Consider the following 24,873-nt stretch of genomic DNA (forward strand, 5'->3'; position numbering starts at 1 on the left):
AGGTCGTCCGGCCGGCGCGCGGATCGCAGGCCACAACGGCCTGCCTGGGGGGAGAGACGGGTCATGAGAGTCAGCGTTTTCGGGCTCGGCTACGTGGGCTGCGTGTCGGCCGCGTGCCTGGCCAGCATGGGTCACGAGGTCATCGGGGTGGACGTGAACCAGGTGAAGGTCGACCTGGTCAACGACGGCAAGGCCCCGGTGGTCGAGGAGCGGATCGGCGAGCTCATCGCCGAGGTCGTGCGGACCGGAGCGTTACGCGCTACCGGCGACGTCCGCGAGGCGATCATGGGCAGTGAGGTGTCGCTGGTCTGTGTGGGCACGCCGTCGGAGCCCAACGGCAGCCTGTGCACCACGTACTTGGAGCGGGTCAGCGAGCAGATCGGTGCCGCGCTGACCGAGGGGGCCAAGCAGGGGGGCCGGCACACCGTCGTGTTCCGCAGCACCATGCTCCCGGGCACCTGCCTGAACCTGCTGGTACCGATCCTGGAGAAGTACGTCGGCGGCACGGCCGGGGTGGACCTGGGGGTCGCGGTCAACCCGGAGTTCCTGCGCGAGGGCACGAGCGTGCGGGACTTCTTCGACCCGCCCAAGACCGTCATCGGCGAGCTCGACCCGGCAAGCGGGGACGCGGTGATGGCGCTGTATGACGGCTTACCCGGCGAGGTGTTCCGGGTGCCGGTCCCGACGGCCGAGGCGATCAAGTATGCGGACAACGCGTTCCACGGCCTCAAGATCGGCTTCGCGAACGAGCTGGGCGCGGTGTGCCAGGCCCTCGGGGTGGACTCGCACCAGGTGATGGACGTGTTCCTGGCCGACCGCAAGCTGAACATCAGCCCCGCCTACCTGCGGCCCGGCTTCGCCTTCGGTGGCTCCTGCCTGCCCAAGGACCTGCGCAGCCTGGTCCACGCGGCGCAGCGGGCCGACGTCTCGGTGCCCATCCTCGCCCACGTGCTGCCCTCCAACTCCGACCATCTGCAGCGCGCGGTGGAGCTGGTCGAGCGCACCGGCAAGCGCCGGGTGGGCCTGTTCGGGTTGTCGTTCAAACCCGGCACCGACGACCTCCGCGAGAGCCCGCTCGTCGAGCTGGCGGAGAGGCTCTTCGGCAAGGGTTACGACCTGAAGATCTACGACGCCAACGTGAGCCTCTCCCGGCTGCTCGGCGCGAACCGCGAGTACATCGAGAGCCGGCTGCCGCATCTCGCGCAGCTGCTCGCGGACTCCGTCGACGAGGTGCTCGAGCACGCCGAGGTGTGCCTGGTCGGGACCAGGGATCCGGCTGTGCTGTCGGCGCTGCCCCATGGGGACGGCCCGGTGATCGTCGACCTCATCCGCCTTCCCGACGCCGAGGCGCGCCGGACCGAACCGGGGTACATGGGCCTTGCTTGGTAACGCAATCAGCGGTGACGGGTCGGGCCGGCGCGCGCTGATCCTGGTGGAGAACCTGTCGGTGCCGTTCGACCGGCGGGTGTGGCAGGAGTGCACGACGCTGCGCGACGCGGGCTGGACGGTGCACGTCATCTGTCCCCAGGGGACAAAGCGGGATACGGAGCCGGAGGCGGAGATCGACGGGGTGCGGATCCACCGCTACCCGTTGCGCGCGGCCACCGGAGGACCGGCCGGCTACCTGCGGGAGTACGGATCGGCGTTGTGGCACACGGCCCGGCTGGCCCGCAAGGTCGGCCCGGTCGACGTGGTCCACGCCTGCAACCCGCCCGACCTGCTGTTCCTGCCGGCACTGTGGCTGAAGCGGCGCGGCGCGCGGTTCGTCTTCGACCAGCACGACCTGGTACCCGAGCTGTACCTCTCCCGGTTCGACCGCGGCGAGGATCTGCTCCACCGCGCCGTGTGCGCGCTGGAACGGCTGACCTACCGGGCCGCGGACGTCGTGCTCGCCACGAACGAGAGCTACCGGGATGTCGCGATGCGCCGTGGCGGTCGGCGGTCGGAGGACGTCTTCGTGGTGCGCAGCGCTCCCGCGATCGACCGGTTCCAACCGGTCCCGGCGGAGCCGGAGTTGAAGCGCGGCAAGCCACATCTGCTGTGTTATCTCGGCGTCATGGGCCCTCAGGACGGCGTCGACTACGCCTTGCGCGCCCTCGCGAAGCTGCGCGACGAGCTCGGGCGGACCGACTGGCACGCGGTGTTCGTCGGCGCCGGCGACGCCTTCGACGCGATGGTGGAGCTGTCCCGGCGGCTCGGGCTCACCGAGCAGGTGCAGTTCACCGGGCGCATTCCGGACGCCGACCTGGTGCGCTACCTGTCCACCGCGGACGTGTGCCTCTCCCCCGACCCGCGCAATCCACTCAACGACGTGTCGACCATGAACAAGGTCCTGGAGTACATGGCGATGGGCCGGCCGATCGTCTCGTTCGACCTGAAGGAGGCGCGCGTCTCCGCCGGTGACGCCGCCGTCTACGCGCCCGCCAACGACGAGGCCAAATTCGCCGAGCTCATCGCGGGGTTGCTGGACGATCCGGAGAAACGGGCCCGGATGGGCAAGATCGGCCAGGAGCGGATCAGCGGGCAGCTTTCCTGGCGGAACTCGCAAGCGTCGCTGCTCGCCGCCTACGCCGCCGCGTGCCGTGACCACACTCCGGTGTCGGCGGGCGGCCCAGTCCGCACAGGGAAGAGGCAGCGGCGTTGAGCGATGACACGATCCGCCTCGTCACGATCGGGCGGATACTCCGTCGGCGGTGGCGGCTTCTCACCGTCCTCGCCGTCGTGGGCGCACTCGTCGGCTTTGGCACCTCGGTGGTGGTGTTCCCGCCGCGATACACCGCGTCGGCACCGATACTGCTGCCGGGGCAGTGGGAGGAGCGCGAGCTGCTCACCCAGGTGGACATCGCGACGAGTTCCGCGGTGCTCGACCGCGCGGCCGCCGCTCTCCACTGGTCCGGCGTCAGCGGCACCGAGCTGCGGGACCACGTGAGCGCCAAGGCAGCCGACGGAAACATCATCAAGATCTCGGGGACAGCCGACACCCCGGAGCGCGCGCAGCAGCTCTCCGACCAGGTGGCCCAGGAACTCGTCAGATTCGCCGCGCGGATCGCAGGCGGCAGCACCGACCCCGAAGCGGCTACGGGGTCCGAGCCGCTGCGGCAGAAGGTGGCGGAGACCAACCGCCGCATCACCGACCTGGCCAATGCGGCCGATCCGGGAAAGACCGTGGAGAGCGTGCAGGCCCGCACCGAGCTGGAGAAGCTGCGCACGGCGCTGCAGGAGGCCATGAAGAAGCTGGACGAGGCCGACCCGGCGACCAACAAGGCCAGCATGGTCGTCATGGGGCCGGCGGCCCGGCCGACCGGCGAGGCACCGCCGACGAGGATGCAGCTCATCGTCGCGGGGGCGCTGCTGTTCTTCCTGCTCGCGGTCATCGGCCATCTCGCCGCGGCACGGGTGAATCGCCGACCGCGGACCGAACCGGAGATCGCCGCGGCGCTGGGCTCGGCGCTGCTGGGTACCGTCGACGTGCCTGATGAAGGGCGCGCGCACCGGCCGGAAGACGGTGGCCCAAGGGCCCGGATCCGCCGACTTTTTGGCGTGGACACCCGGTGGGACACACCGACCCCGCGGAGGTCCGGCGACGAGGCCGACAGGCGGCTCCGCTACCGGCGGGTGTGCGCTCGCCTCCGGGACCAGTTACCGGCTCCCCGGCGGCTGCTGGTTGTCGTACCGGACAGCGACGAGATCGCCCGACGGGCCGCCGGGCAGCTCGTCGCCGAGGCCAAGAGCGATCCTTCCCCATCCTCTTCGAGCAGGGGATACCCCATGCTGCGGGTGGTGGAGGTTTCGGTGGACCGGCCGATCGTGCCGGACCGCGACACCGAGTCCGGTGCCCTGGTCGTCCTCAGCGCGGGCAGCTGGACCGCGGAGGAGCTCGCCGGCATCGCCGAGGCGTGTGCGGACGCCAGGCATGAGGTCGTCGGCATCGTCGTCGCCGGCACGGTCCGGGACCGTCCGACACGGCCTGCCGACCGTCCTCCGGACGAGGCCACTCTGGCTCTCGCGGTGCGCGGCCCCGCGACGGGAGGTTCAGTGTGACGACGAGCGAGACCGCGGAGCCGTCGGCCGCCACTCCGCTCCTTGACCTGCAGGCGCTGGTGGTGGCGGTGCGCAGGCGCCGCCGCCTCTGGTGCGCCATGGCGCTGCTGGGACTGCTGGTCGGCGCGGCGGTGGCGGTCCTGATGCCACCGCCGCCGACCGCGGTGACCAAGGTGCTGGTCGCTCATCAGGAGGACCAGCCGAACGACACCGGAACGCTGATCCGCACCGACGTCGAGCTGCTGGGGACCACGCGGATCGCCGACAAGGCCATGCGATCCCTCAAGTCCCCGGAAAAACCGGAAGACTTCATGCGGGACTACCGGGGTACCGGCTTGACCAACAACCTGCTGCAGATCACTGTGACAGGTGACAGCGACGCGGAAGCGGTGGCCCGGGCCAAGGCGCTGGCCGACGCGTTCGTCGCGGACCATGTGAGGCGAATGCGGGAAGCCGCGAAGGCCGAGGCCGAGGCCCTGCTCGTCCAGCGTGACCGCATGCGAAACGAGCTCGCCCAGGTCAACAAGGCGATCGGTGGCCGATCGCCGGAGAGCGACCCGAAAGCGTCGGCGAGCATCGAGTCGCTCTTCGCCCGCCGGGCCGAGCTCAACTCGCGGATCGCCGATTTCGACCAGCGCGCCGCGGAGGCGCGCACCGGCACGCCCAAGGTCATCGCCGGCACGCAGATCGTGGACGCCCCGCGCGTGGTGCGCAACTCCCTGCCCAAGGCCGCGGTCACCAACGCCGCGATCGGGCTCGTCCTCGGGCTCGTCCTCGGGCTCGCGCTGGCCGCGGTCGGCACGGTGGTGGCGGACCGCCCCGTGTTGCGCCGGGACATCGCGGCGAACCTGGGCGCCTCGGTCATCGCGGAGCTGCCCCGCCGGTCGGGCAGGCTGTGGCAGCGCCGACGGACCCGGGCGGCACGGACAAGGCTCACCGGGACCCTGGCCCGCACCGTGCGCGACTTTGCGGAACCGGTGTCGCTGCTGGAACTGGGCTGTGCGCGCAGCACGAGCGAGATCGCCCTGGACGTCGCCAGGGCGCTGGCGGCGGAGGGGCCAGTGGTCGTCGTCGATGGTCTGCCCGGCCCGCAGCTGGCAGGCCGCCGCCCGAAGCCAGGAGACCCGACCGTGGTCAGCGGCGAGCGTGCCGCGGCCGTGCCGGATCAGGGGCGCCGGCTCGGCGTCGGCTCGGTCGCGCCCGGCACCGCGTGGACCGACCTCCAGTATCTCGGCACCCAGACCGCGCTCGTCGTGCGTGCCGGATACGGCAGCGCCGCATGGCTGCACACGGTGGCGCGGCAGCTCGCGGACCAGCACATTCCGGTGATCGGTGTGGTGCTGATCGACCCCGATCCGCGTGACCGGACCGACGGCACGTTGTGGGACGGGCTGCACATCGCGCTGCGGGGCCATGGCGAGCGGTCGGCCCGGCAGAAGGGGAAGGGCCGGCGGCAGACGGAGCGGCTGCCCATGTGGGCCGCACGGGTCCCGGACAACGACCAGGAGGCGCGGTAGGACATGTGTGGCATCGCAGGCACGTACCGATGGCCGGACGGGAAGGTCGTGACCGACCGGCTCACCGATACCCTCGCCCACCGCGGTCCGGACGGGGCGGGCCGGTACAGCCACCCCGTCGGTGACGGCGAAGTGCACCTCGGGCACCGTCGGCTGGCCATCATCGACCTGTCCGAGACCGGCGCCCAGCCGATGGTCTCGGGCGGCCTCGCCCTGACGTACAACGGCGAGCTGTACAACGCGCCCGAGCTGCGTGCCGAGCTGGCAGCCGCCGGGGTGCGCTTCCGCGGTACCTCCGACACCGAGGTGCTCCTTGAGGCCTGGCGGCGCTGGGGCACGGACTGTCTGCCCCGGCTGCGCGGCATGTTCGCGTTCGGGATCTTCGACGAGCGAACCGGTGACCTGGTGCTCGCCCGCGACCAGCTCGGCATCAAGCCGCTGTTCCTGCTCCGGCGCGGTGCGGGCCTGGTGTTCGCCTCCGAACTCAAGGCGCTCGCCGCCGCGACCGGCGGGTCGATGGAGGTGGACCACGCGGCGCTGGTGGCCTCGCTGCTGTACTACTGGGTGCCGGACTCACGGTGCGCGTTCCGCGAAGCGGAGAAGTTGCCGCCGGGGAGCTGGCTGAGGTGCCGGCCCGACGGCCGGGTGGAGCGCGGCCGGTTCTGGCACCTGAAGGACGTCGCCTCCGAGGGCCGGGAGCGAGCCCGAAGCGGCGAGCAGCCGGACGTGGCCGCCATCGTCGAGGAGTCGACCCGGCGCCACATGCTCTCCGACGTACCCGTGGCGACCTTCCTCTCCGGCGGCCTCGACTCCAGCTATCTGACCGCGCTGGCGGCCCGCCACCAACCAGGGATCTCCGCTTACACGATCGGGTTCCGCGCCGAGGACGCCAAGTTCGAGGCGATGCCGGACGACCTGCGCTACGCCCGGCGGGTGGCCGAGCGGTTCGGCGTCGACCTGCACGAGATCGAGATCGCTCCGAATGTCCTCGACCTGCTGCCGCAGATGACGTACCACCTGGACGAGCCCATCGGCGACCCCGCCGCGATCAACACGTTCCTGATCTGCTCGGCCGCCCGGGAGGCCGGGGTCAAGGTGATGCTCTCGGGGATGGGCGCCGACGAGCTGTTCGCCGGGTACCGCAAGCACCTGGCCAACCTGCTTGCGCTGCGCTACCAGCGCGTCCCGCGGCCCCTGCGGCACGGCCTGTCCAGGGCCGTGGACCGGCTGCCGGTCGCCACGTCCCGCCGGGGGTACCGGTCGGTGCGCTTCGCGAAGCGGTTCCTCTCCTTCGCCGATCTGCCGGAGGAGACCGCGTTCCGGCGCAGCTACACCATGTACGACCAGGACGAGCTGCTCGCTCTGGTCGATCCGGACCTGGCCGGGACCGTCGAGGACGTGCTGACCGAACACGCGGACATCTACCAGGACAACGACCTCGACGACTTCGTCAACCGCATGTGCCTGGGCGACGCCCGGATGTTCCTGCCGGGCCTGAACCTCACTTACACGGACCGGTCGAGCATGGCCGCGTCGACCGAGGTGCGGGTGCCGTACGTGGACGTCGAGGTGGTCAAGGCTGCGTTCGCCGTGCCCGGCGATCGCAAGATCGTCGGACGGCAGGGCAAGGCCGTCCTCAAGGAGGCGGCCACCTCGATCCTGCCCCGGGAGATCGTGTACCGGCCCAAGGGCCTGTTCAGCGCCCCGCTGCGCGCCTGGATGAGCCGGGATCTGGCACCGCTGGTGCGCGAGGTGGTCAACGACGGCGTGCTCGTCCGCTCCGGGTTCCTGCGCCGCGACGCGCTGGCGCGGCTCGTCGCCGAGGACGCCGCCGGGCAGCGGGACTTCTCCAAGCATCTGTGGCATGTGCTGACCCTCGAGTACTGGTATCGCGACGCGACCTCTGGGTCCGGCCAGAGCACTCGGTTAACGGCTTAGGAATCAGAGGAGTTCGGGTGAAACAGGTTGTACAGAACTACAAGAGCGGCGAGCTGGCGGTGCTCGACGTGCCGGTGCCGGGGTGCAAGCCGGGCGGTGTGCTGGTCCGCAGCGCCTACTCGCTGATCTCCACCGGGACCGAGCTCATGAAGGTGTCCGAGGCCGGCATGTCGATGCTGGGCAAGGCCCGCTCCCGGCCGGACCAGGTGGCCAAGGTCATGCAGAGCGTGGCCACCAACGGGGTGCCCGCCACCTACCGCAAGGTGATGGGCAAGCTCGACTCCTACACGCCGCTGGGCTACTCGCTGTGCGGGGTGGTCGAGCAGGTCGGCGCCGGCATCGACGACGTGAAGGTCGGTGACCTCGTGGCCTGCGCCGGCAACGAGCACGCGTTGCACGCCGAGCTGAACTGGGTGCCGAAGAACCTCTACGCCCCGGTGCCGGACGGCCTCGCGCCACGGCACGCGGCGTTCGGCACCGTCGGGTCGATCGCGATGCAGGGCGTCCGCCAAGGCGAGTCACGGCTTGGCGAAGTGGCGCTGGTCATCGGCCTCGGGCTGATCGGGCAGCTGGTGGTGCAGCTCCTTGCCGCCTCGGGAGTCCGCGTCGTCGGGGTCGACCCCGACCCGGTGCGCTGCGAGCTCGCCGAGCGCCTGGGGGCCGCGGCGTGCGGCGATCCCGAGTCCGCGGCGGTGGAGGCTTCCGTCGCCGAGCTCACCGGCGGTCACGGCGTGGACCAGGTGTACCTGGCAGCCGGCGGCGGCAGCAACCAGCCCGTCGAGCTGGCCGCCCGGCTCTGCCGGGACCGCGGCCGGGTCGTCGACATCGGCAAGTGCCGCCTGGACCTGCCGTGGAACGCCTACTACGAGAAGGAACTCGACGTCCGGTTCTCCCGCAGTTACGGCCCCGGGCGCTACGACCCGGAGTACGAGCTCGAGGGGCGCGACTACCCGATCGGCTACGTGCGCTGGACCGAACGCCGCAACCTGGCGTGCTTCCTCGATCTCCTCGCCCGCGGCAGCGTCGGCGTGGAGCCTTTGGTCTCCCACATAGCCGACTTCGATGACGCCGTCGAGACGTACCAGCGTCTGAAGGACGGCGACCTGAAGGCCGTGGCCGTGCTGTTCCGGTACCCCGTCCACCCCGACCATCCCGACCAAGCCGCGGAAGCGGAGAGAGCGGGGGCCCCGGCGGTGGCCGTGCCCGCGGTGAAGCGACGCGGCGGCACAGTGCCCACGCCGGCCCGGGCCGCCAAGGCGCCGGTGCGGCTGGCGTTCGTCGGCGCGGGAAACTACGCGACGTCGATGCTGCTGCCGCACCTGGCACGGCGCGACGGCGTCGAGTTGTCGACAGTCGTCACCACGACGGCGCTGTCCGCGGCCAACGCGCAGCGGAAGTTCGGCTTCGCCGAGGCGACCACCGATCTCGACGCCGTGCTCGGCGACCCGTCCATCGACGCGGTGTTCGTGGTCACCCGGCACAGCTCGCACGCCGAACTGACCCGAAGGGCACTGCTGGCCGGCAAGACCGTGTTCGTGGAGAAGCCGTTGGCGCTCACCGAGGACGAGCTGGCCGGCGTGCTCGCGGCGGTGGAGGAGTCCGGCAACGACCGGCTACAGGTGGGCTTCAACCGCCGGTTCGCGCCGCTGCTGCAGGAGGCCAGGAAGCGGTTCGGCGCCCGGACCGGCCCGGCGAACCTCCGCTATCTGGTCAACGCGGGCCGGCTCCAGCACGGCAGCTGGTACCTCCGACAGGGCACCGAGGGCTCACGGTTCGCCGGCGAGGGCGGACACTTCATCGACACGGCGAGCTGGCTGCTCGAGGCCGACCCGGTCTCGGTGTACGCGGTCGCCACGTCCGGCAACGAGGGCAGCGGTGACATTCAGGTCGTGCTGCGCTACCCGGACGGGTCCACCGCCACCATCAGCTACGTCACCACCGGCCCGGCCGGCTTCCCCAAGGAGACGCTGGACCTGGTTGCGGAAGGCCGCGCGCTGCGGCTCGACGACTTCGTCCGTGCCAGTGTGTACGGCCGCAAGCGGTGGGTCAGTTCGCGGCTGCCCAAGGCCCGGGACAAGGGCCAGTCCGCCGAGCTGGCCGCGTTCATCAAGGCCGTGCGAACCGGCGGGCCGATGCCGGTGCCGCTGGAGTCGCTGGTCGCCACCACGGCGGCCACTCTCGCCGTGCAGGCCGGCCTGGCCGGCGGTGCGCCGGTGACGTTGGCGAGGGCGCGATGACTGTGAGCTCGGGGAGTCCGGGCTGGTACCTGCGGCGGCTGTCCCGGATGGGACCGCAGGAGGTCGCGGGCCGGGTGGGCGACGCGGTGCGCAGGCGGCGGTGGCGGTCGGCGCGGCCGAACTGCCCGAGCGTGACCGGCGCCCGGTTCACCGCGGTCCTGCCCGCCGGGACGATCGCCGCACTACCTCCGGACGCCGCGAAACGGCTCATCGCCGAGGCGGACCGGCTGATGTACGGGCACGCCGAATACTTCGGGGTGGTGCGTGACGACCTGGTCGACCCGGACTGGTGGTGCGACCCGAAGACCGGGCGCCGGGCTCCGTGGGGCTACGCCTTCGACGTGCCGTACCGGAACGAGGACGCGGTCGGGGACATCAAGCAGATCTGGGAGCTGTCCCGGCATCAGTACCTCACCGTGCTCGCCGTCGCCTACGCGATCACGGGAAACGAACGGTACGCCGAGCGGGTGGCCGAGCACCTGCGGTCGTGGTGGGCGGCCAACGCGCCGCTGCGCGGGGTGCACTGGATCAGCGGCATCGAGCTGGGGATCCGGCTGCTGTCCTGGGTGTGGATCCGCCGGCTGCTCGACGGCTGGCCGGGGGTGGCCGGGCTGTTCGAGGACAACCCGGTGGCGCTGAACCAGATCTGGCACCACCAGCGCTGGCTGGCCGCCTTCCCCAGCCGGGGGTCGTCGGCGAACAACCACGTCATCGCCGAGGCCGCCGGGCAGTTCGCAGCGTCCTGCGCGTTCGGGTGGTTCCCCTCCTCGGCGCGTTGGCGAGCCGGCGCGCTGCGGTCGCTGGAGCGGCACCTGCGAAGCAACACCTTCGACTCCGGCCTCAACCATGAGCTGGCCACCGAGTATCACGGACTGGTGCTGGAGCTCGGCCTGGCCGCGGTGGCCGAGGCGGATGCCGCCGGCGTGCCGGTCCCCGCGTCGATCCGGCTGGTGCTGCTGCGGATGACCGACGCGCTCGCGGCCATCGTGGACAGCCACCTGCGGCCGCCGCGCCAGGGGGACGCCGACGACGGGCACGGTCTGGTCCTGGACGGCGCGGGCACCGACCGCTGGGCCTCGCTGCTGACTACCGGGGACGCCGTGTTCGGTCGGCTCGCCTGGTGGCCGGCGGTGACCGGTACCGATGTACGCACCCCGCTGCTGGCCGCGCTCATCAAGCCCACTGAACCGGCCGTGACCCGCCCTCCAAGCCGACCGGCCCACTTCGCCGACGCAGGGCTTACCATCCTGCGCGGCCCGGAGGAGATCTGGTGCCGCTGCGACGGTGGTCCGCACGGCTTCCTGTCCATCGCCGCGCATGCCCACGCGGACGCGCTGTCCGTGGAGGTCCGGCACGACGGGGTCGACGTGCTCGCCGACCCGGGGACGTTCTGCTACCACGGGCAGCCCGAGTGGCGGCAGTACTTCCGGTCGACCCTCGGCCACAACACCCTGCAGCTGGACGGCGGTGACCAGTCCGTCTCCGGCGGCCCGTTCCTGTGGACCCGGCATGCCCACAGCCGCGTCCTGGTCGCGGACACATCCGGCACCTCCGCCAAGGGGGTGGCCCGCTGGTGTGCCGAGCACGACGGTTACCAGCGTTCCGTGCACCGCCGTCGGGTGGAGCTGACGGCCGCGAGCCAGGAGCTGCGGGTGGTCGACGAGGTGCGCGGCCCGCGCCGGGGCGTATGCCTGGCGTTCCACCTCGGCCCGGCGATCGCCACGGACCTGTCGGGGCATCGGGCACAGCTCACCTGGACCCGGGACGGCGAGGACCGCTCCGCGGTGCTCGACCTCCCCGGACAGCTGAGCTGGCGGGCGCATCGCGGCGAGACCGACCCGCCGCTGGGCTGGTACTCCGCCGGCTTCGGGCGCAAGGAACCCACCACCACGCTGGTCGGCACCGGCGTCGCCGACGGCGCGGAGGGCTTCACCACCGTCCTCAGGTTCCGCGGCTAGGGGGGCGCGTGGGGATCAAGAGGCGGCACTGGGCGTTGGCGGCGGCACCGCTGACGCTGGCCCTGCTGGTAATGACCGGCTGTCAGAGCACGCCGGACGCCCCGGCAGCGGAGCCGACCACTGCGCCGTCCACGCCCACGGCCCGATCCGTGGCCCGGGTGTGCGCCAAGCCCGCGGCCGGGCCGGCGGAGGCGCCGGCGGGCGCGGTGACGGTCGACCCCGCGGTGGTCGGTGACCTGGCCGCGAAGACCAAGAGCAGCCCTGCGAACACCACGTTCTGGCTTCGCCCGGGCAAGCACAGGCTCGAGCCGGACCGCTACGCCCAGGTCATGCCCAAGAAGGGGAACCGCTACCTCGGCGCGCCGGGCGCGGTGCTCGACGGCCGGAAGATCAACCAGTACGCGTTCGGCGGTACCGCCCGCGACGTCACCATCAGCCACCTGACCGTGCAGCGTTTCGTCGCGCCGAACAACGAGGGCGTGGTCAACCACGACATGGCCGACGCGTGGGTGATCGAGCACGCGAAGATCCAGTACAACTCCGGCGCGGGGCTGATGGCCGGTGCCCGCCAGCAGGTCCGCGCCAGCTGTCTGCGCAACAACGGGCAGTACGGAATGAACGCGTACAAGACCGGCGACTCCATCAGGGGCCTGGTGGTCGAGGACAACGAGATCGTGGGCAACAACACCGACGACTGGGAGCGGCAGCGGCCGGGCTGCGGCTGCACCGGAGGCATCAAGTTCTGGGCCGTCAACGGCGCCGACATCCACGGCAACTGGGTGCATGACAACCACGGAGCCGGGTTGTGGGCGGACAACAACAACAACGACTTCCGCATCGAGGGCAACCTGCTGGAGGCCAACGACGGTGCCGCGCTGATGTACGAGACCAGCTACAACGCGGTCATCCGGAACAACACGATCCGGCGGAACAACTGGGTCGAGGGCCGCGAGTACGCCGCCCGCGGCGACGACTTCCCGTACGCGACCGTCTACGTGTCCGAGGCCGGCGGCGAACCACGGATCCCGGCCCGCACGGACAAGCTCGAGATCTACCGGAACGTGCTGGAGAACAACTGGAACGGGATTACCCTGTGGGAAAACGCCGACCGGTTCTGCAACAGCTCGGCCAACACTTCGACCGGTTACTGCACGTTGCTGGTGAAGGACACCGCCCGTTGCGCGCGGCCGGCGATCGCCACCGCACCGCTCTACGCCGACTGCCGGTGGAAGACCCAGCGGGTGGACATCCACAGCAACCGCTTCGTGCTGGACACGTCCGTCGTCAAGTGCACGGCGGAGTGCGGCCGCATGGCGGTGCTCGCCAACTACGGCACCTATCCGGACTGGTCGCCGTACAAGGGCAAGCGGGTGGCCGAGGCGATCACCCACAAGCAGCACAACCGCTGGCACGACAACGTCTACCGCGGACGGTGGAGCTTCGTCGCCGAGGACCCGAGCCGGGAGCTCGACTCCGGGCAGTGGCAGGTCATGCCGTACCAGCAGGACGCGGGCAGCACCTTCGACCCAGTGGCCGGTGGTTGAGATGGACGGGGACCCGATGCGCGGTGGGCTGCCGGGCGGACCGGATACGGCGGTCACCCAGCCCGGTGCCGAACCACACCCTGCCGGCACGCCGAAGGCCGTCTGGATCGTCTGGGCGTTGCTGGGCCTCAACACGCTCGGCTCTGCCGGGGCGAAGACCATCGTCACGCTGCCCCGCTCCCTCATCCAGATGGCCACCATGGGCGCGCTGATCGCCGCGTTCACGCTGGCGCTCGTGCTCAATCTCCAACTGCGCATCCGGGCCGGTGCCTTCGTGTTCCTGCTCACCCTGCTGCTGGTGCCGAGCGTGATCTCCAGCGTGCACCTGGAAGTCGGGCCCGGCGCGCTGTTCCGCTGCACCCGGCTGGCTCTCTTCGTCGGCACGCTGTGGCTGCTCAGCCGCTGGTGGGACGGCAGCCTGACGTTCGTCCGCCACCACATCCGGATGTACTTCGCGGCGCTCGGGTCGGTGGCCGTCGGCCTGGCCATCTCACCGGGCACGGCCATGCCCGAGTACTACGGCGGGCGGCTGGTCGGCGCGTTGTGGCCGCTCACCCCGCCGCAGATCGGACAGTACGCCGCGGTGATCACCGGGCTCACCGTGCTGCTCCTGCTGGGCCGCAGGACCACCGGCGCCAGCGCGGCGTTGGTCATCGTGCCGACACTCGTCCTGCTCGCGATGACCCACACCCGGACGGCCACGCTCGGCCTGCTCATCGGGCTGGTGCTGGCGATCGGCTCGCTCATCCTGACCAGCACCGCCGCCCGCCGGTTCTTCGCCTGGGCGGTGCTGTGCGCCACGGTGGCAGCGGTGGCGTTCGCCTCCGCGCTGCAGGCGTGGTTCATGCGCGGACAGAGCAAGGAGAACTTCTCCAATCTCACCGGTCGGGCCAAGGTCTGGGACGCCCTGCTGGCAGAGCCCCGGACGACCGGGGAGAAGGTGTTCGGCACGGGCCTGGGCGACAAGTCGTTCGGCGGGCTGCCGATCGACAACAGCTGGCTGGCCGTTTACAACGAGCAGGGTCTGCTCGGCGTCGCCCTCGTGGCGGCGATCATCGTCGTGCTGGGCGGTGTCGCGTTGCTGCGCCCACCATCGCTGCCGAGGGCCTGCGCGATCTTCCTGATCAGCTACGTCGCGATCTCGTCGTACACCGAGGCCGGGCTTGGCGACGCCTCGCCGTATCTGCTGCATCTGGCCCTGGCCGCCTCGCTGCTCGCGGCACCTGCCGCGGCCACGCCCCTGACGACGCCCGCACTCCCCCGACAACATCTCCCGCGCTGGACCCGGGATCGGAGGTGACCTCAAACATGCACGTCCTCGTGGTGCACAACCGCTACTCCTCGGCGCAGCCGAGCGGGGAGAACAGGGTCGTCGATGAGGAGGTGGGGCTGCTGCGCGCGGCCGGCCACCGGGTCGATGTGTTCGAGCGGCGCAGCGACGACATCGCCGCCCGGTCCCTGTTCGGCAAGGCCGCGGTGCCGCTCCTCGTGCCGTGGAACCCGGCGGTCCGCGCGGAGCTCGCCGCCCGGCTCCGCACCGAGCGGCCGGACGTGGTGCACGTCCACAACGTCTTCCCGCTCCTGTCGCCCGCGGTGCTTGCCGCCTGCGCCGACGCCGGCGTGCCCGTCGTCGCCACGCTGCACAACTACACCCAGGTCTGCCCGCCCGGCACGCTGCATCGGGACGGCCGGCCGTGCACCGAGTGCGTCGGGTCGGCGGCGTCGCTGCCCGCCGTCCGGCACGGCTGCTACCGGAACTCCCGCCTTGCGACGGTGCCGCTCGCGGTCAGTCTGTCGGTCAACCGGCGGCGGTGGTGGTCCGGCGTGGAGCGGTTCTTCTGCATCTCCGCGGCGCAGCGCGACATCCTGGTGCGGTCCGGCATGCCGGCCGAGCGGCTGGCGGTGAAGCACAACTTCGTGCCCGACCCGGGCGCCCGCCGAGCGGGCGCCGGCGAGCATCTGCTCTTTCTCGGCCGGCTCGCGGAGGCCAAGGGCGTGCCGCTGCTCATGGCCGCGTGGGACGAGATCGCCGCGGACGGCGGTGTGGGTGTGCCGCTCGTGATCGCCGGCGCGGGGCCACTGGGACCCGAGGTGACCGCCTGGGCGGCGGGCCGGGACGACGTGCGGTACGTCGGCCTGTACGACCCGGCTCAGTGCCGGCAGGCCGTCGCGCGGTCGGTCGCCGTGGTGGCTCCCTCGATGTCCCTGGAGACGTTCGGCCTGGTGGTCGCGGAGGCGATGGCGGCGGGGGTCCCGGCCGTCGCCGCCGGTCACGGCGCCTTCGCCGAACTCGTCGAGGAAGGGGTGACCGGGCTGCTGCACCGGCCGGGCGAGGCCGCCTCGCTGGCGTCCTGCATGCGCCGGATCACGGCGGAGCCGGACCGCAACCGGGAAATGGGCCAGGCGGCCCGGCGCCGTTACGAGCAGGGCTTCAGCCCGGCCGTCGGCCTTGAGCGCCTGGTGGACGAGTACCGCACCGCGATCGCGGGTCGGTCGGAATCAATGGGGGGCAGTAGATGACACGATGCCGACTCTGCGGCTCGGCGACGCTGGCGAGCGTCGTCGATCTGGGGGCGACCCCGCCGTGTGAGAGTTTTCTCGCCGCGGACCAATTGGACAAGCCGGAACCGGCGTACCCGCTGCACCTGCGGGTCTGCACCGACTGCTGGCTCGCGCAGATCCCTCCGCTGATCACACCGGAGGAGACGTTCACGCAGTACGCGTACTTCTCCTCCTACTCGACCTCCTGGGTCGAGCACGCGCGCACGTTCGTCGCCGACGCCGTACAGCGGGTGGGTCTCGGCCCCGACGCCTTCGTGGTCGAGGTCGCGAGCAACGACGGGTACCTGCTGAAACACGTGGTGGACCGCGGGATCCGCTGCCTCGGCATCGAGCCGTCGGTGAACGTCGGCGCCGCGGCGCGGGACGCCGGCGTGCCCACGCTCACGGCGTTCCTGGACCCGGCCACCGGCTCGGACGTCCGCGCCGAGCACGGCCCGGCGGACCTGGTCGTGGCCAACAACGTGTACGCGCACATCCCCGACGTGGTCGGGTTCACCCAGGGGCTGCGCGCCCTGGTCGCCGACGACGGCTGGGTCTCCATCGAGGTGCAGCACCTGCTGACCCTGATCGAGGAGAACCAGTACGACACGATCTACCACGAGCACTTCCAGTACTACACGGTCGCGTCCGCGACCCGGGCGCTGGCCAGCGGCGGACTCGCGCTCGTGGACGTCGAGCTGCTGCCCACACACGGCGGCTCCATCCGGCTGTGGGCCCGGCCGACCGAGGTGGCCGGTGAGCCGACGAATGGGGTATCCCCTGCTCAGGAGGCACCTCCCGGCCGACGGCTGGGGGAGGAGCCGAGAGCTTGGGGAAGGGTCGCCGACGTGCTGGCCCGGGAGAAGGCCGCCGGGCTGCAGGAGCTGTCCGGGTACGCGGAGTTCGCCGCCCGGGTGGCCAAGGTGCGCCGGGACCTCCTGAAGTTCCTCATCGAGGCGGCCGAGCGCGGCGAGACGGTCGTCGGCTACGGCGCCCCGGGCAAGGGCAACACCCTGCTCAACCACTGCGGCATCCGGCCCGACCTGCTCGCGTACACGGTCGACCGCAACCCCTACAAGCACGGCAGGTTCACCCCGGGCACCCGCATTCCGATCCTGTCGCCCGACCAGATAGCCGCCGACAGACCGGACTACGTCCTCGTCCTCCCCTGGAACCTGCGGGCCGAGCTGGTCGAGCAGCTGTCCTTCGTGCACGACTGGGGCGGCCGGCTGGTCTTCCCCATCCCGGAACTGAGCATTGTCGAGGTCGCGTCTTGAAAGGGCACAGCATGAAGGTCGTACTGTTCTGCGGCGGCTACGGGATGCGGATGCGCAGCGGCGCCGCAGACGATGTGCCCAAGCCGATGGCGATGGTGGGACCCAGGCCGCTGATCTGGCATGTCATGCGCTACTACGCGCACTTCGGGCATCGGGAGTTCATCCTGTGCCTCGGATACGGGGCGCACCACATCAAGGACTTCTTCCTCAACTACGAGGAGACGACGTCCAACGACTTCGTGCTGCGGGGCGGGCACACCGAACTTCTTTCCACCGACATCTCGGACTGGACGATCACGTTCGCGCAGACCGGCATCGAGTCGCCGATCGGGGAGCGCCTTCGCCGGGTGCGGCACCACCTGGACGGCGACGAGATGTTCCTCGCCAACTACGCCGACGTGCTCACCGACGCCCCGCTGCCGGAGATGATCGACCGGTTCGCACAGCGTGACGCCGGTGCGTCGATGATGGTGGTGCCGCCGCAATCCTCTTTCCACTGTGTGGAGTTGGGCGAGGACGGCCTGGTGGGAGGCATCACCGCGGTGAGCGAACTGCCGCTGTGGGAGAACGGCGGCTACTTCGTGCTCCGCCAGGAAGTCTTCGACCACATACCGGAGAACGGGGACCTGGTCGCCGACGGATGCGCCCAACTGGCCAAGCGGGGACGGCTGGTGGCGCACCAGCACCGCGGCTTTTGGAAGCCGACCGACACCGTGAAGGAGCGGGCCGCGCTCGACGCCGCCTACGCGCGGGGCGAGCGCCCATGGGCCGTGTGGGAACGGGACAGCGCCGGGGTGAGCGCGTGATCCGCCTCGGTGCCGGGCGCGTGGACCGGATCGTCGCGGTGGGTGCGCACTGCGACGACATCGCCATCGGCGCGGGCGGCACGCTGCTGACCCTGTGCCTCGCGCGGCCGGGTCTCCGGGTCGACGCCCTGGTGCTCTCCGGCGGCGGCAGCGAACGCGAGCAGGAGGAGAAGGCCGCGCTCGCCGCCTTCTGCCCGGGCGCCGACCTGCGGCTGACCGTGCTCAAGCTGCCGGACGGCCGGATGCCCGTGCACTGGGACGAGGCCAAGGCCGCCGTCGAGGAACTGCGCGGGCAGAGCGACCCGGATCTGATCCTGGCCCCGCGCACCGACGACGCGCACCAGGACCACCGCGGCCTGGCGCAGCTCATACCCACCGCATTCCGCGACCACCTGGTCCTCGGCTACGAGATCGCCAAGTGGGACGGCGATCTCGGCCGTCCGGCGGCGTACCAGCCGCTGTCCGCGGAGATCGCCGAACAGAAGGTGCGGCTGCTGCAGGAGCACTACCCCTCGCAGCGGCACCGGCCCTGGTACGACCGGGAGGCCTTCCTCGGTCTCGCCCGGATCCGCGGCATCGAATGCCACGCGCGCTACGCCGAGGCGTTCGCCGTCACCAAACTCACGCTCGACCTGGGGGATTGAACCTTGCGCGTACTGCTCACCGGACACCAGGGCTACCTGGGCACCGTCATGGCCCCGGTCCTCACGGCCGCCGGACACGAAGTCGTCGGCCTCGACGCCGGCCTGTTCGCCGACTGCGTCCTCGGCCCGACGCCCGCTGACCCGCGGGGGCACCGCATCGACCTGCGCGACGTCACCGCCGAACACCTGGCCGGGGTGGACGCCGTGATCCACCTGGCCGCGCTCTCCAACGACCCGCTGGGATCGCTCGCGCCGGAGCTCACCTACGACATCAACCACCACGCGTCCGTACGCCTCGCCCGGCTGGCCCGCGACGCCGGAGTGCGGCGCTTCCTGTACGCGTCGACCTGCTCGGTCTACGGCGCCGCCGGCGGGGACGACCTGGTGGCCGAGGACGCCCCGCTGCGCCCGGTGACGCCGTACGCGGAGTCCAAGGTGCGGGTGGAGGACGACCTGCACGCGCTCTCCGACGGCGACTTCAGCCCGGTGTACATGCGCAACGCCACCGCCTTCGGCTACTCGCCCCGGCTGCGCGCCGACATCGTGCTGAACAACCTGGTGGGGCACGCCCTTTTGTCCGGCGAAGTCCTTGTGCTCTCCGACGGCACCCCCTGGCGCCCGCTGGTGCACGCCGCCGACATCGCACGGGCCTTCGCAGCCGCGCTGACCGCGCCGCGGGAAGCGGTGCACGACCGGGCGTTCAACATCGGCAGCGAGATCAACAACGTCACCGTCGCCGAGATCGCCGAGCAGGTCGCCGAGGCGGTGTCCGGTGCGCGGGTGGTCATCACCGGCGAGAACGGTGCCGATCCGCGGTCGTACCGGGTGGACTTCTCCCGGTTCCGCGCCGCGGTGCCCGGCTTCGACTGCGAGTGGACGGTGAAACAGGGCGCGCTCGAACTCGCCGACGCCTACCGGAAACACGGGCTGACCCAGGAGGACTTCGAGCGGCGCTTCACGCGCCTTGCCGTGCTGCGCGCGGCGTCCGAGGCAGGCGCGGTCGACGACACCCTGCGGTGGCGCCGGTGACCGCGGCCGACGAGGAGATGTACGCGCTGGTGGAGCGGTTGTACCCGCTGTGCCGGAGCATCACCGGCGACGGTGTGCGCGCGACCCTGGAGATCGTCGGCGAGTACGTTCCGCTGCAGGTGCACGAGGTGCCGACCGGGACGCAGGTACTCGACTGGACGGTGCCGCAGGAGTGGAACATCCGGGACGCGTACATCGCCGACGCCGCCGGCAAGCGGGTCGTCGACTTCGCCGCGTCCAGCCTGCACGTGCTCGGCTACAGCGTGCCGGTGTCGGCCACCATGCCGCTGGCCGAGCTGCGCGGACACCTGCACACCCTGCCGGAACACCCGAGTTGGGTGCCGTACCGCACCAGCTACTACAAGCCGGAATGGGGGTTCTGCCTGGCCCAGGAGGTCTTGGACGCGCTGCCGGACGGCGAGTACGAGGTGTGCGTCGACTCCACGCTCGCCGATGGCCACCTCACTTACGCCGAGCACGTGGTTCCCGGGCAGGTCGCGGACGAGGTGATCGTCTCCTGCCACGTCTGCCACCCGTCGCTGGCCAACGACAACCTGGCCGGCATCGCGGTGGCGACCTTCCTGGCCCGGGCGCTGGCCGAGCAGACGCCGTACTACACCTACCGGTTCATATTCGCGCCCGGCACCATCGGGGCGATCACCTGGCTGGCCCGCAACGCGGAGCGGATCGACAGGGTCAAGCACGGGCTGGTGCTGGCCTGCGCCGGCGACTCGGGTCAACTGACGTACAAGCGGAGCAGGCGCGGCGACGCGGAGATCGACCGGGTGATGCGGCACGTGCTGGCCGCCTCCGAACGCCCGCACCGCGTCACCGAGTTCACTCCGTACGGCTATGACGAACGGCAGTTCTGCTCGCCCGGGTTCGATCTCGGCGTGGGCTCGCTCACCCGGACCCCGTACGCGGGCTATCCCGAGTACCACACCTCGGCGGACAATCTGGACTTCGTCTCCCCTCAGGCGATGGCGGACACGCTCGGCGTCTGCCGAGAGGCATTCGCCGTCCTCGACCGCAACCGGCGGTACGTCAACCTCAGCCCCTACGGCGAACCACAGCTGGGCCGACGTGGGTTGTACGACGCGCTCGGCGGCCGCAGCGACACCAAGCAGGCCCAGATGGCCATGCTCTGGGTGCTCAACCTCTCCGACGGCGAACACAGTCTGCTGGACGTCGCCGAGCGGTCCGGGCTGCCGTTCGACACCGTCGCCGCCGCGGCCGGCGCCCTGCACGGCGCCGGGCTGATCAAGGCATGACGCCGATGCCCACCGAGGGGCAGAATCCGCAGACAATGGCGCCACCGGCCGGATCCGCCAAGCGGGCCCTCGTCGGCCGGCTGTCCTGGGGACTGGCCGACCAGGCGGCCTCCAGCATGTCCAACTTCGCGCTGGGCATCTACGTGGCCCGCTCGCTGGGGGTGACCGCGTTCGGCGTGTTCAGCCTGGCCTGGGTGACCTACGGGGTGGTGCTCAACGTCTCTCGCGGGCTGGCCACCGATCCGCTCGTGGTGCGCTTCAGCGGCGTGTCGGACGCGTCCTGGCGCGGGGCGGTGGCCCGGTCGACGGGTACCGCACTCGGCGTAGGTGCAGCCATCGGCGCGGCGTGTCTGGTGGTCGGGCCGGCCCTCGGCGGCCGCGTGGGGCCCGCGTTCGCCTGCCTCGGCGTCATGCTGCCGGGGCTGCTGCTGCAGGACGCCTGGCGGTTCTCGTTCTTCGCCGCCGGCACCGGGCGGAAGGCGTTCGTCAACGACGTCGTGTGGGGCGTCGCGCTCGTCCCGGCCATGGTCGTGGCGGCCCGCGTGGGCAGCGTGGCCGCGTATCTGCTCGCCTGGGGCGCGTCCGCCACGGTGGCGGCGGGGTACGGCTACCTCCAGTCCGGCATCCGGCCCCGAGTGACCGGGGCGCGCGGGTGGCTTCGCGAGCAGCGCGATCTCGGCTACCGGTACCTGGTCGAGAACGTCAGCCTCAGCGGCGCGAGCCAGCTGCGGGCGTACGGGCTGGGCGCGATCGTCGGGCTCGGCTCGGTGGGTGCGGTGCGGGGCGCCGAGCTCCTGCTCGGCCCGTTCCTTGCCGTGCTGATGGGCCTTTCCCTGGTCACCGTCCCGGAGGCGGCACGGGTGCTGCGGCGGGCCCCGCACCGCCTTCGCGCGTTCTGCCTCCTGCTGGGTGGCGGGCAGGCCGCCGGCGCGCTGCTCTGGGGCGGGGCGCTGCTGCTGATGCCGGACCGGCTCGGCGAGCTCGTGCTCGGTGGCGTCTGGCACTCCGCCGCACAGCTCATCATGCCGGTCACTCTCGGCGTCGCAGGCGCCGGCCTCGGCACCGGCGCGGCGGCCGGGCTGCGCGCGCTCGGCGCAGCCCGGCTCAGCCTGCGCTGCCAGCTGTTCGCCTCCGCTTGCTATGTCAGCGGCGGGCTCGGCGGGGCGGCCGTGGCCGGCGCAGTCGGCTCGGCCTGGGGCGTCGCCGCCGCGACCGTCAGCGGCTCGGCCGTGTGGTGGCTGCAACTGCGGTCCGCCCTGCGCGAGCACCACCACCACCCCATCCCCGAAGTGAGGACCTCATGACCGCCCAACCCAGGCTGAGCATCGGCCTGCCCGTATACAACGGCGAGGAGTACCTGGCCGAGTCGCTCGACGCTCTGCTCGGCCAGACCTACGAGGACTTCGAGCTGGTCATCTCCGACAACTCCTCGACCGACGGGACCCGGGACATCTGCCGCCGGTACGCCGAGAAGGACTCGCGGATCCGGTACATCCGGCTGTCCAGGAACATCGGCGCCACACCGAACCACAACCGTGTGTTCGCCGAGTGCCGCGGCGAGCTGTTCAAGTGGGCCTCGCACGACGACCTTTACGGCCGGGACCTGCTGCGGGCTTGCGTGGAGGCGCTGGACGAGCGGCCGGACGTGATCCTCGCGCACGCCGACCAGGCGGTCATCGACGGCGACGGCCAGGTGAAGGTCCCGTACGAGTACACGCTCGCCACCGACTCGCCGCACCCGCCGGAGCGCTTCCGCAGCATGCTGTTCGAGCCCGGCGGCGACGACTTCTACGGGGTGATCCGGGCCGACGTACTGCGCCGGGTGAAACCGATGGACAGCTACCACCACGCGGACCGCACGTTCGTCGCCGAGCTCGGCCTGCACGGGCCCTTCCACCAGGTGCCGGAGCTGCTGTACTTCCGCCGCGACCACCCCACCCGCGCCGAGCGGGCGAACCCCGGCAAGCGCTCCCGGTGCGTCAACCTGGACCCGCGCCGGGCAGGCCCGCTGCACCCGACGCCCCGGCTGCTCGCCGAGTACGTCTGGGGCTTCGTCGCGGCGATCCGGCGGGCGCCGTTGTCCCCGGCCGACCGGCGCGCGTGCTACCGCCACCTGGCCGCATGGATGGCCAGCCGGGTCCGGCCGGGCGCCGGCGAGCGGGTCGAGGACCGCGCCCCGGTCGACCCGGCCAAGCTGACCGTCTCCGTCGATGCCCTTGTCGCCGGCCGCGAGGGGAGGCAGGCATGAAGCCCACGAACGAAACGCCGGTGCGCGTCGGCGTGTTCGGCCTGCTCGGCTCCGGCAACCTCGGGAACGACGGGTCGCTCGAGGCCGTGCTCGGGTACCTCCGCGCCGAGCACCCTGAGGCGGTCGTGGACGCGCTGTGCGGCGGACCCGAGGCCGTGGCGACCCGGTTCGGGATCCCCGCGACGCGGCTGCACTGGTACCGCGGGGAGTACCGGACCGCGTCGCGTGCGGGCGCGATCGCGGCGAAGGGTCTGGGCAAACTCGTCGACGTCTTCCGCACCGCCGCCTGGGTGCGCCGGCACGACGTGGTGATCGTGCCGGGCATGGGCGTCCTGGAGGCCACGCTGCCGCTGCGGCCGTGGGGCTTCCCGTACTCGCTGTTCCTGCTCTCCGCGAGTGGCCGGCTGTTTCGCACCCGGGTCGCGCTGGTCAGCGTCGGCGCCGCCGCGATCGGCAACCGGCCGACCCGGGCCCTGGTGCGCTGGTCGGCGCGGCTGGCCGCGTACCGGTCGTACCGGGACGCCCAGTCCCGCGACGCGATGCGGGCGATGGGCGTGGACACCGCGCGCGACGAGGTCTACCCGGATCTCGCGTTCGCCCTGCCGACGCCGCGGGAATGGGGTATCCCCTACTCGGAGCTTGTCGGAGAGCTTGGGGAAGCGCCCTCGGGCCCGCCGGGCACGGTCTGCGTCGGCGTCATGGCCTTCCACGGCGGCAACGACGACCGCGCCCGGGCCGAGGAGATCCACCGGCGCTACCTCGACGGGACGATCCGCTTCGTCCGCGCGCTGGTCGAGGACGGCAGGCCGGTCCGGCTGCTCACCGGCGACCAGGTCGACCGGCCGGTGGTCGCCGCGATCCTCGACGCGGTGGACTCGCCGCTGGTCACCGCTGCCGAGACGTCCTCACTGACCGACCTGATGAAGGAGATGGCGGCTGCCGACACCGTGGTGGCGACCCGATACCACAACCTGATCTGCGCACTGAAGGTCGGCACGCCGACGCTCGCGGTCGGCTATGCGGCGAAGAGCGACGCGCTCATGGACCGGATGGGCCTCGGCACGTACTGCCACCCGGCTCGCGAGGTCGACGCCGACCGGCTGCTCGAACAGTTCCGGGCGCTGGAGCAGCGATCGGCGGAGCTGCGGCGGACCCTCACCGAGCGGAACCTGGTCGCCGCCCAGCGTCTCGAGCACCAGTTCACCGCCTTGACCGCGGCCCTGTTCCCGGCGACCGACCACACCCACGCCCACGCCCTGCGGGAGACTCCATGAAGGCGACCGAAGTCCCGGCGATCGCCGGCGCCTACCTGTTCGAGCCGACGCCGTACGCCGACGAGCGCGGCTTCTTCTGCCGCACCTTCGACGCCGACGTGGTCCGCTCGGTGGGCCTGGACCCCGACGCCTTCGTTCAGGACAGCCTGTCCCGCTCGGTCCGGGGCGTGCTGCGCGGCCTGCACCTGCGCTCCGGCGCCGGCGAGGCCAAGCTGGTGCGGTGCTCGTACGGGAGGATCTTCGACGTCGTCGTGGACCTGCGGACGGACTCGCCGACCTACCTCAACCGGGCCTTCTTCGAGCTGTCCGACGAGACGCAGATGACCCTGTACATCCCGGCGGGGTGCGCGCACGGCTTCCAGGCGCTGACGGAGACCACCGACGTCTCGTACCGGATCGACCGCCCGCACGATCCGGCCGAGGACGTGACGATCGCCTTCGACGACCCAAAGCTCGCCATTCCCTGGCCACTGCCGGTCACATCGATGTCCCAGCGGGACCGGAAGGCGCCGAGCCTCGCCGAGGTCCTGCAGCAAAAAGAGAGTTGA

At 71.4% G+C, this 24,873-nt stretch carries 19 protein-coding genes; all 19 read left to right on the top strand.

Features of this window, described 5'->3' with window-relative positions; genetic code table 11:
* Positions 1-63 precede the first annotated feature (63 nt).
* From PV419_RS06335 to rfbC, 19 genes are read left to right on the top strand one after another with little or no spacing between them, the layout of a single operon-like run.
* A complete protein-coding gene (locus PV419_RS06335) occupies positions 64-1,389 on the top strand; it encodes a nucleotide sugar dehydrogenase (RefSeq protein ID WP_319686670.1) in 1,326 nt (441 codons plus the stop codon).
* Positions 1,379-2,644 (top strand): glycosyltransferase family 4 protein, encoded by a 1,266-nt coding sequence (locus PV419_RS06340; protein ID WP_319686671.1) that lies wholly within the window; start codon positions 1,379-1,381, stop codon positions 2,642-2,644. The genes PV419_RS06335 and PV419_RS06340 overlap by 11 nt, the downstream gene beginning before the upstream one ends.
* Positions 2,641-4,041 carry a Wzz/FepE/Etk N-terminal domain-containing protein gene (locus PV419_RS06345; protein WP_319686672.1) on the top strand — a complete coding sequence of 467 codons (1,401 nt, stop codon included), beginning with the start codon at positions 2,641-2,643 and terminating at the stop codon, positions 4,039-4,041. The genes PV419_RS06340 and PV419_RS06345 overlap by 4 nt, the downstream gene beginning before the upstream one ends.
* Positions 4,038-5,558, top strand: coding sequence for a Wzz/FepE/Etk N-terminal domain-containing protein (locus tag PV419_RS06350; RefSeq protein WP_319686673.1), 1,521 nt, complete (start codon positions 4,038-4,040; stop codon positions 5,556-5,558). The genes PV419_RS06345 and PV419_RS06350 overlap by 4 nt, the downstream gene beginning before the upstream one ends.
* A 3-nt stretch (positions 5,559-5,561) precedes the next feature.
* Positions 5,562-7,496 carry an asparagine synthase (glutamine-hydrolyzing) gene (gene asnB, locus PV419_RS06355; RefSeq protein ID WP_319686674.1) on the top strand — a complete coding sequence of 645 codons (1,935 nt, stop codon included), beginning with the start codon at positions 5,562-5,564 and terminating at the stop codon, positions 7,494-7,496.
* A gap of 17 nt (positions 7,497-7,513) precedes the next feature.
* Entirely contained in the window at positions 7,514-9,733 is a 2,220-nt protein-coding gene (locus PV419_RS06360; RefSeq protein WP_319686676.1) for a bi-domain-containing oxidoreductase, read from the top strand.
* The gene (locus PV419_RS06365; RefSeq protein ID WP_319686677.1) at positions 9,730-11,691 is read left to right on the top strand and encodes an alginate lyase family protein; all 1,962 of its coding nucleotides are present in this window, start codon (positions 9,730-9,732) and stop codon (positions 11,689-11,691) included. Before PV419_RS06360 ends, PV419_RS06365 begins: the two co-directional genes overlap by 4 nt.
* A gap of 8 nt (positions 11,692-11,699) precedes the next feature.
* The gene (locus PV419_RS06370; protein ID WP_319686678.1) at positions 11,700-13,235 is read left to right on the top strand and encodes a right-handed parallel beta-helix repeat-containing protein; all 1,536 of its coding nucleotides are present in this window, start codon (positions 11,700-11,702) and stop codon (positions 13,233-13,235) included.
* A gap of 1 nt (position 13,236) precedes the next feature.
* Positions 13,237-14,535: an O-antigen ligase domain-containing protein gene (locus PV419_RS06375; RefSeq protein WP_319686749.1), complete on the top strand. Its 1,299-nt coding sequence runs from the start codon at positions 13,237-13,239 to the stop codon at positions 14,533-14,535.
* Between the two features lie 8 nt (positions 14,536-14,543).
* Positions 14,544-15,755 (top strand): glycosyltransferase, encoded by a 1,212-nt coding sequence (locus PV419_RS06380; protein ID WP_319686679.1) that lies wholly within the window; start codon positions 14,544-14,546, stop codon positions 15,753-15,755.
* Positions 15,752-17,053 (top strand): class I SAM-dependent methyltransferase, encoded by a 1,302-nt coding sequence (locus tag PV419_RS06385; protein WP_319686680.1) that lies wholly within the window; start codon positions 15,752-15,754, stop codon positions 17,051-17,053. The genes PV419_RS06380 and PV419_RS06385 overlap by 4 nt, the downstream gene beginning before the upstream one ends.
* Before the next feature lie 11 nt (positions 17,054-17,064).
* Positions 17,065-17,859 (top strand): glucose-1-phosphate cytidylyltransferase, encoded by a 795-nt coding sequence (locus PV419_RS06390; protein WP_319686681.1) that lies wholly within the window; start codon positions 17,065-17,067, stop codon positions 17,857-17,859.
* Positions 17,856-18,503 carry a PIG-L deacetylase family protein gene (locus tag PV419_RS06395; protein ID WP_319686682.1) on the top strand — a complete coding sequence of 216 codons (648 nt, stop codon included), beginning with the start codon at positions 17,856-17,858 and terminating at the stop codon, positions 18,501-18,503. Before PV419_RS06390 ends, PV419_RS06395 begins: the two co-directional genes overlap by 4 nt.
* A gap of 3 nt (positions 18,504-18,506) precedes the next feature.
* A complete protein-coding gene (locus PV419_RS06400; protein ID WP_319686683.1) occupies positions 18,507-19,532 on the top strand; it encodes an SDR family oxidoreductase in 1,026 nt (341 codons plus the stop codon).
* Positions 19,520-20,803 (top strand): DUF4910 domain-containing protein, encoded by a 1,284-nt coding sequence (locus PV419_RS06405; RefSeq protein ID WP_319686684.1) that lies wholly within the window; start codon positions 19,520-19,522, stop codon positions 20,801-20,803. The genes PV419_RS06400 and PV419_RS06405 overlap by 13 nt, the downstream gene beginning before the upstream one ends.
* Positions 20,800-22,107, top strand: a complete 1,308-nt coding sequence (locus PV419_RS06410) for a hypothetical protein (RefSeq protein ID WP_319686685.1) — start codon at positions 20,800-20,802, stop codon at positions 22,105-22,107. The genes PV419_RS06405 and PV419_RS06410 overlap by 4 nt, the downstream gene beginning before the upstream one ends.
* Complete coding sequence (locus PV419_RS06415; protein WP_319686686.1) at positions 22,104-23,051, top strand: glycosyltransferase family 2 protein; 948 nt, start codon at positions 22,104-22,106, stop codon at positions 23,049-23,051. The genes PV419_RS06410 and PV419_RS06415 overlap by 4 nt, the downstream gene beginning before the upstream one ends.
* Positions 23,048-24,325: a polysaccharide pyruvyl transferase family protein gene (locus PV419_RS06420; RefSeq protein WP_319686687.1), complete on the top strand. Its 1,278-nt coding sequence runs from the start codon at positions 23,048-23,050 to the stop codon at positions 24,323-24,325. Before PV419_RS06415 ends, PV419_RS06420 begins: the two co-directional genes overlap by 4 nt.
* Positions 24,322-24,873, top strand: coding sequence for a dTDP-4-dehydrorhamnose 3,5-epimerase (gene rfbC / locus PV419_RS06425; RefSeq protein WP_319686688.1), 552 nt, complete (start codon positions 24,322-24,324; stop codon positions 24,871-24,873). Before PV419_RS06420 ends, rfbC begins: the two co-directional genes overlap by 4 nt.

It is taken from the genome of Streptomyces sp. ME19-01-6 (genome assembly GCF_033793745.1).
In the GTDB taxonomy this organism is placed as follows: domain Bacteria; phylum Actinomycetota; class Actinomycetes; order Streptomycetales; family Streptomycetaceae; genus Streptomyces.

Coding starts and splice junctions, on each gene's coding strand:
- PV419_RS06335 (WP_319686670.1), top strand. CDS start 64: ATGAGAGTCAGCGTTTTCGGGCTCGGCTACGTGGGCTGCGTGTCGGCC.
- PV419_RS06420 (WP_319686687.1), top strand. CDS start 23,048: ATGAAGCCCACGAACGAAACGCCGGTGCGCGTCGGCGTGTTCGGCCTG.
- PV419_RS06410 (WP_319686685.1), top strand. CDS start 20,800: ATGACGCCGATGCCCACCGAGGGGCAGAATCCGCAGACAATGGCGCCA.
- rfbC (WP_319686688.1), top strand. CDS start 24,322: ATGAAGGCGACCGAAGTCCCGGCGATCGCCGGCGCCTACCTGTTCGAG.
- PV419_RS06385 (WP_319686680.1), top strand. CDS start 15,752: ATGACACGATGCCGACTCTGCGGCTCGGCGACGCTGGCGAGCGTCGTC.
- PV419_RS06390 (WP_319686681.1), top strand. CDS start 17,065: ATGAAGGTCGTACTGTTCTGCGGCGGCTACGGGATGCGGATGCGCAGC.
- PV419_RS06365 (WP_319686677.1), top strand. CDS start 9,730: ATGACTGTGAGCTCGGGGAGTCCGGGCTGGTACCTGCGGCGGCTGTCC.
- PV419_RS06380 (WP_319686679.1), top strand. CDS start 14,544: ATGCACGTCCTCGTGGTGCACAACCGCTACTCCTCGGCGCAGCCGAGC.
- PV419_RS06375 (WP_319686749.1), top strand. CDS start 13,237: ATGGACGGGGACCCGATGCGCGGTGGGCTGCCGGGCGGACCGGATACG.
- asnB (WP_319686674.1), top strand. CDS start 5,562: ATGTGTGGCATCGCAGGCACGTACCGATGGCCGGACGGGAAGGTCGTG.
- PV419_RS06415 (WP_319686686.1), top strand. CDS start 22,104: ATGACCGCCCAACCCAGGCTGAGCATCGGCCTGCCCGTATACAACGGC.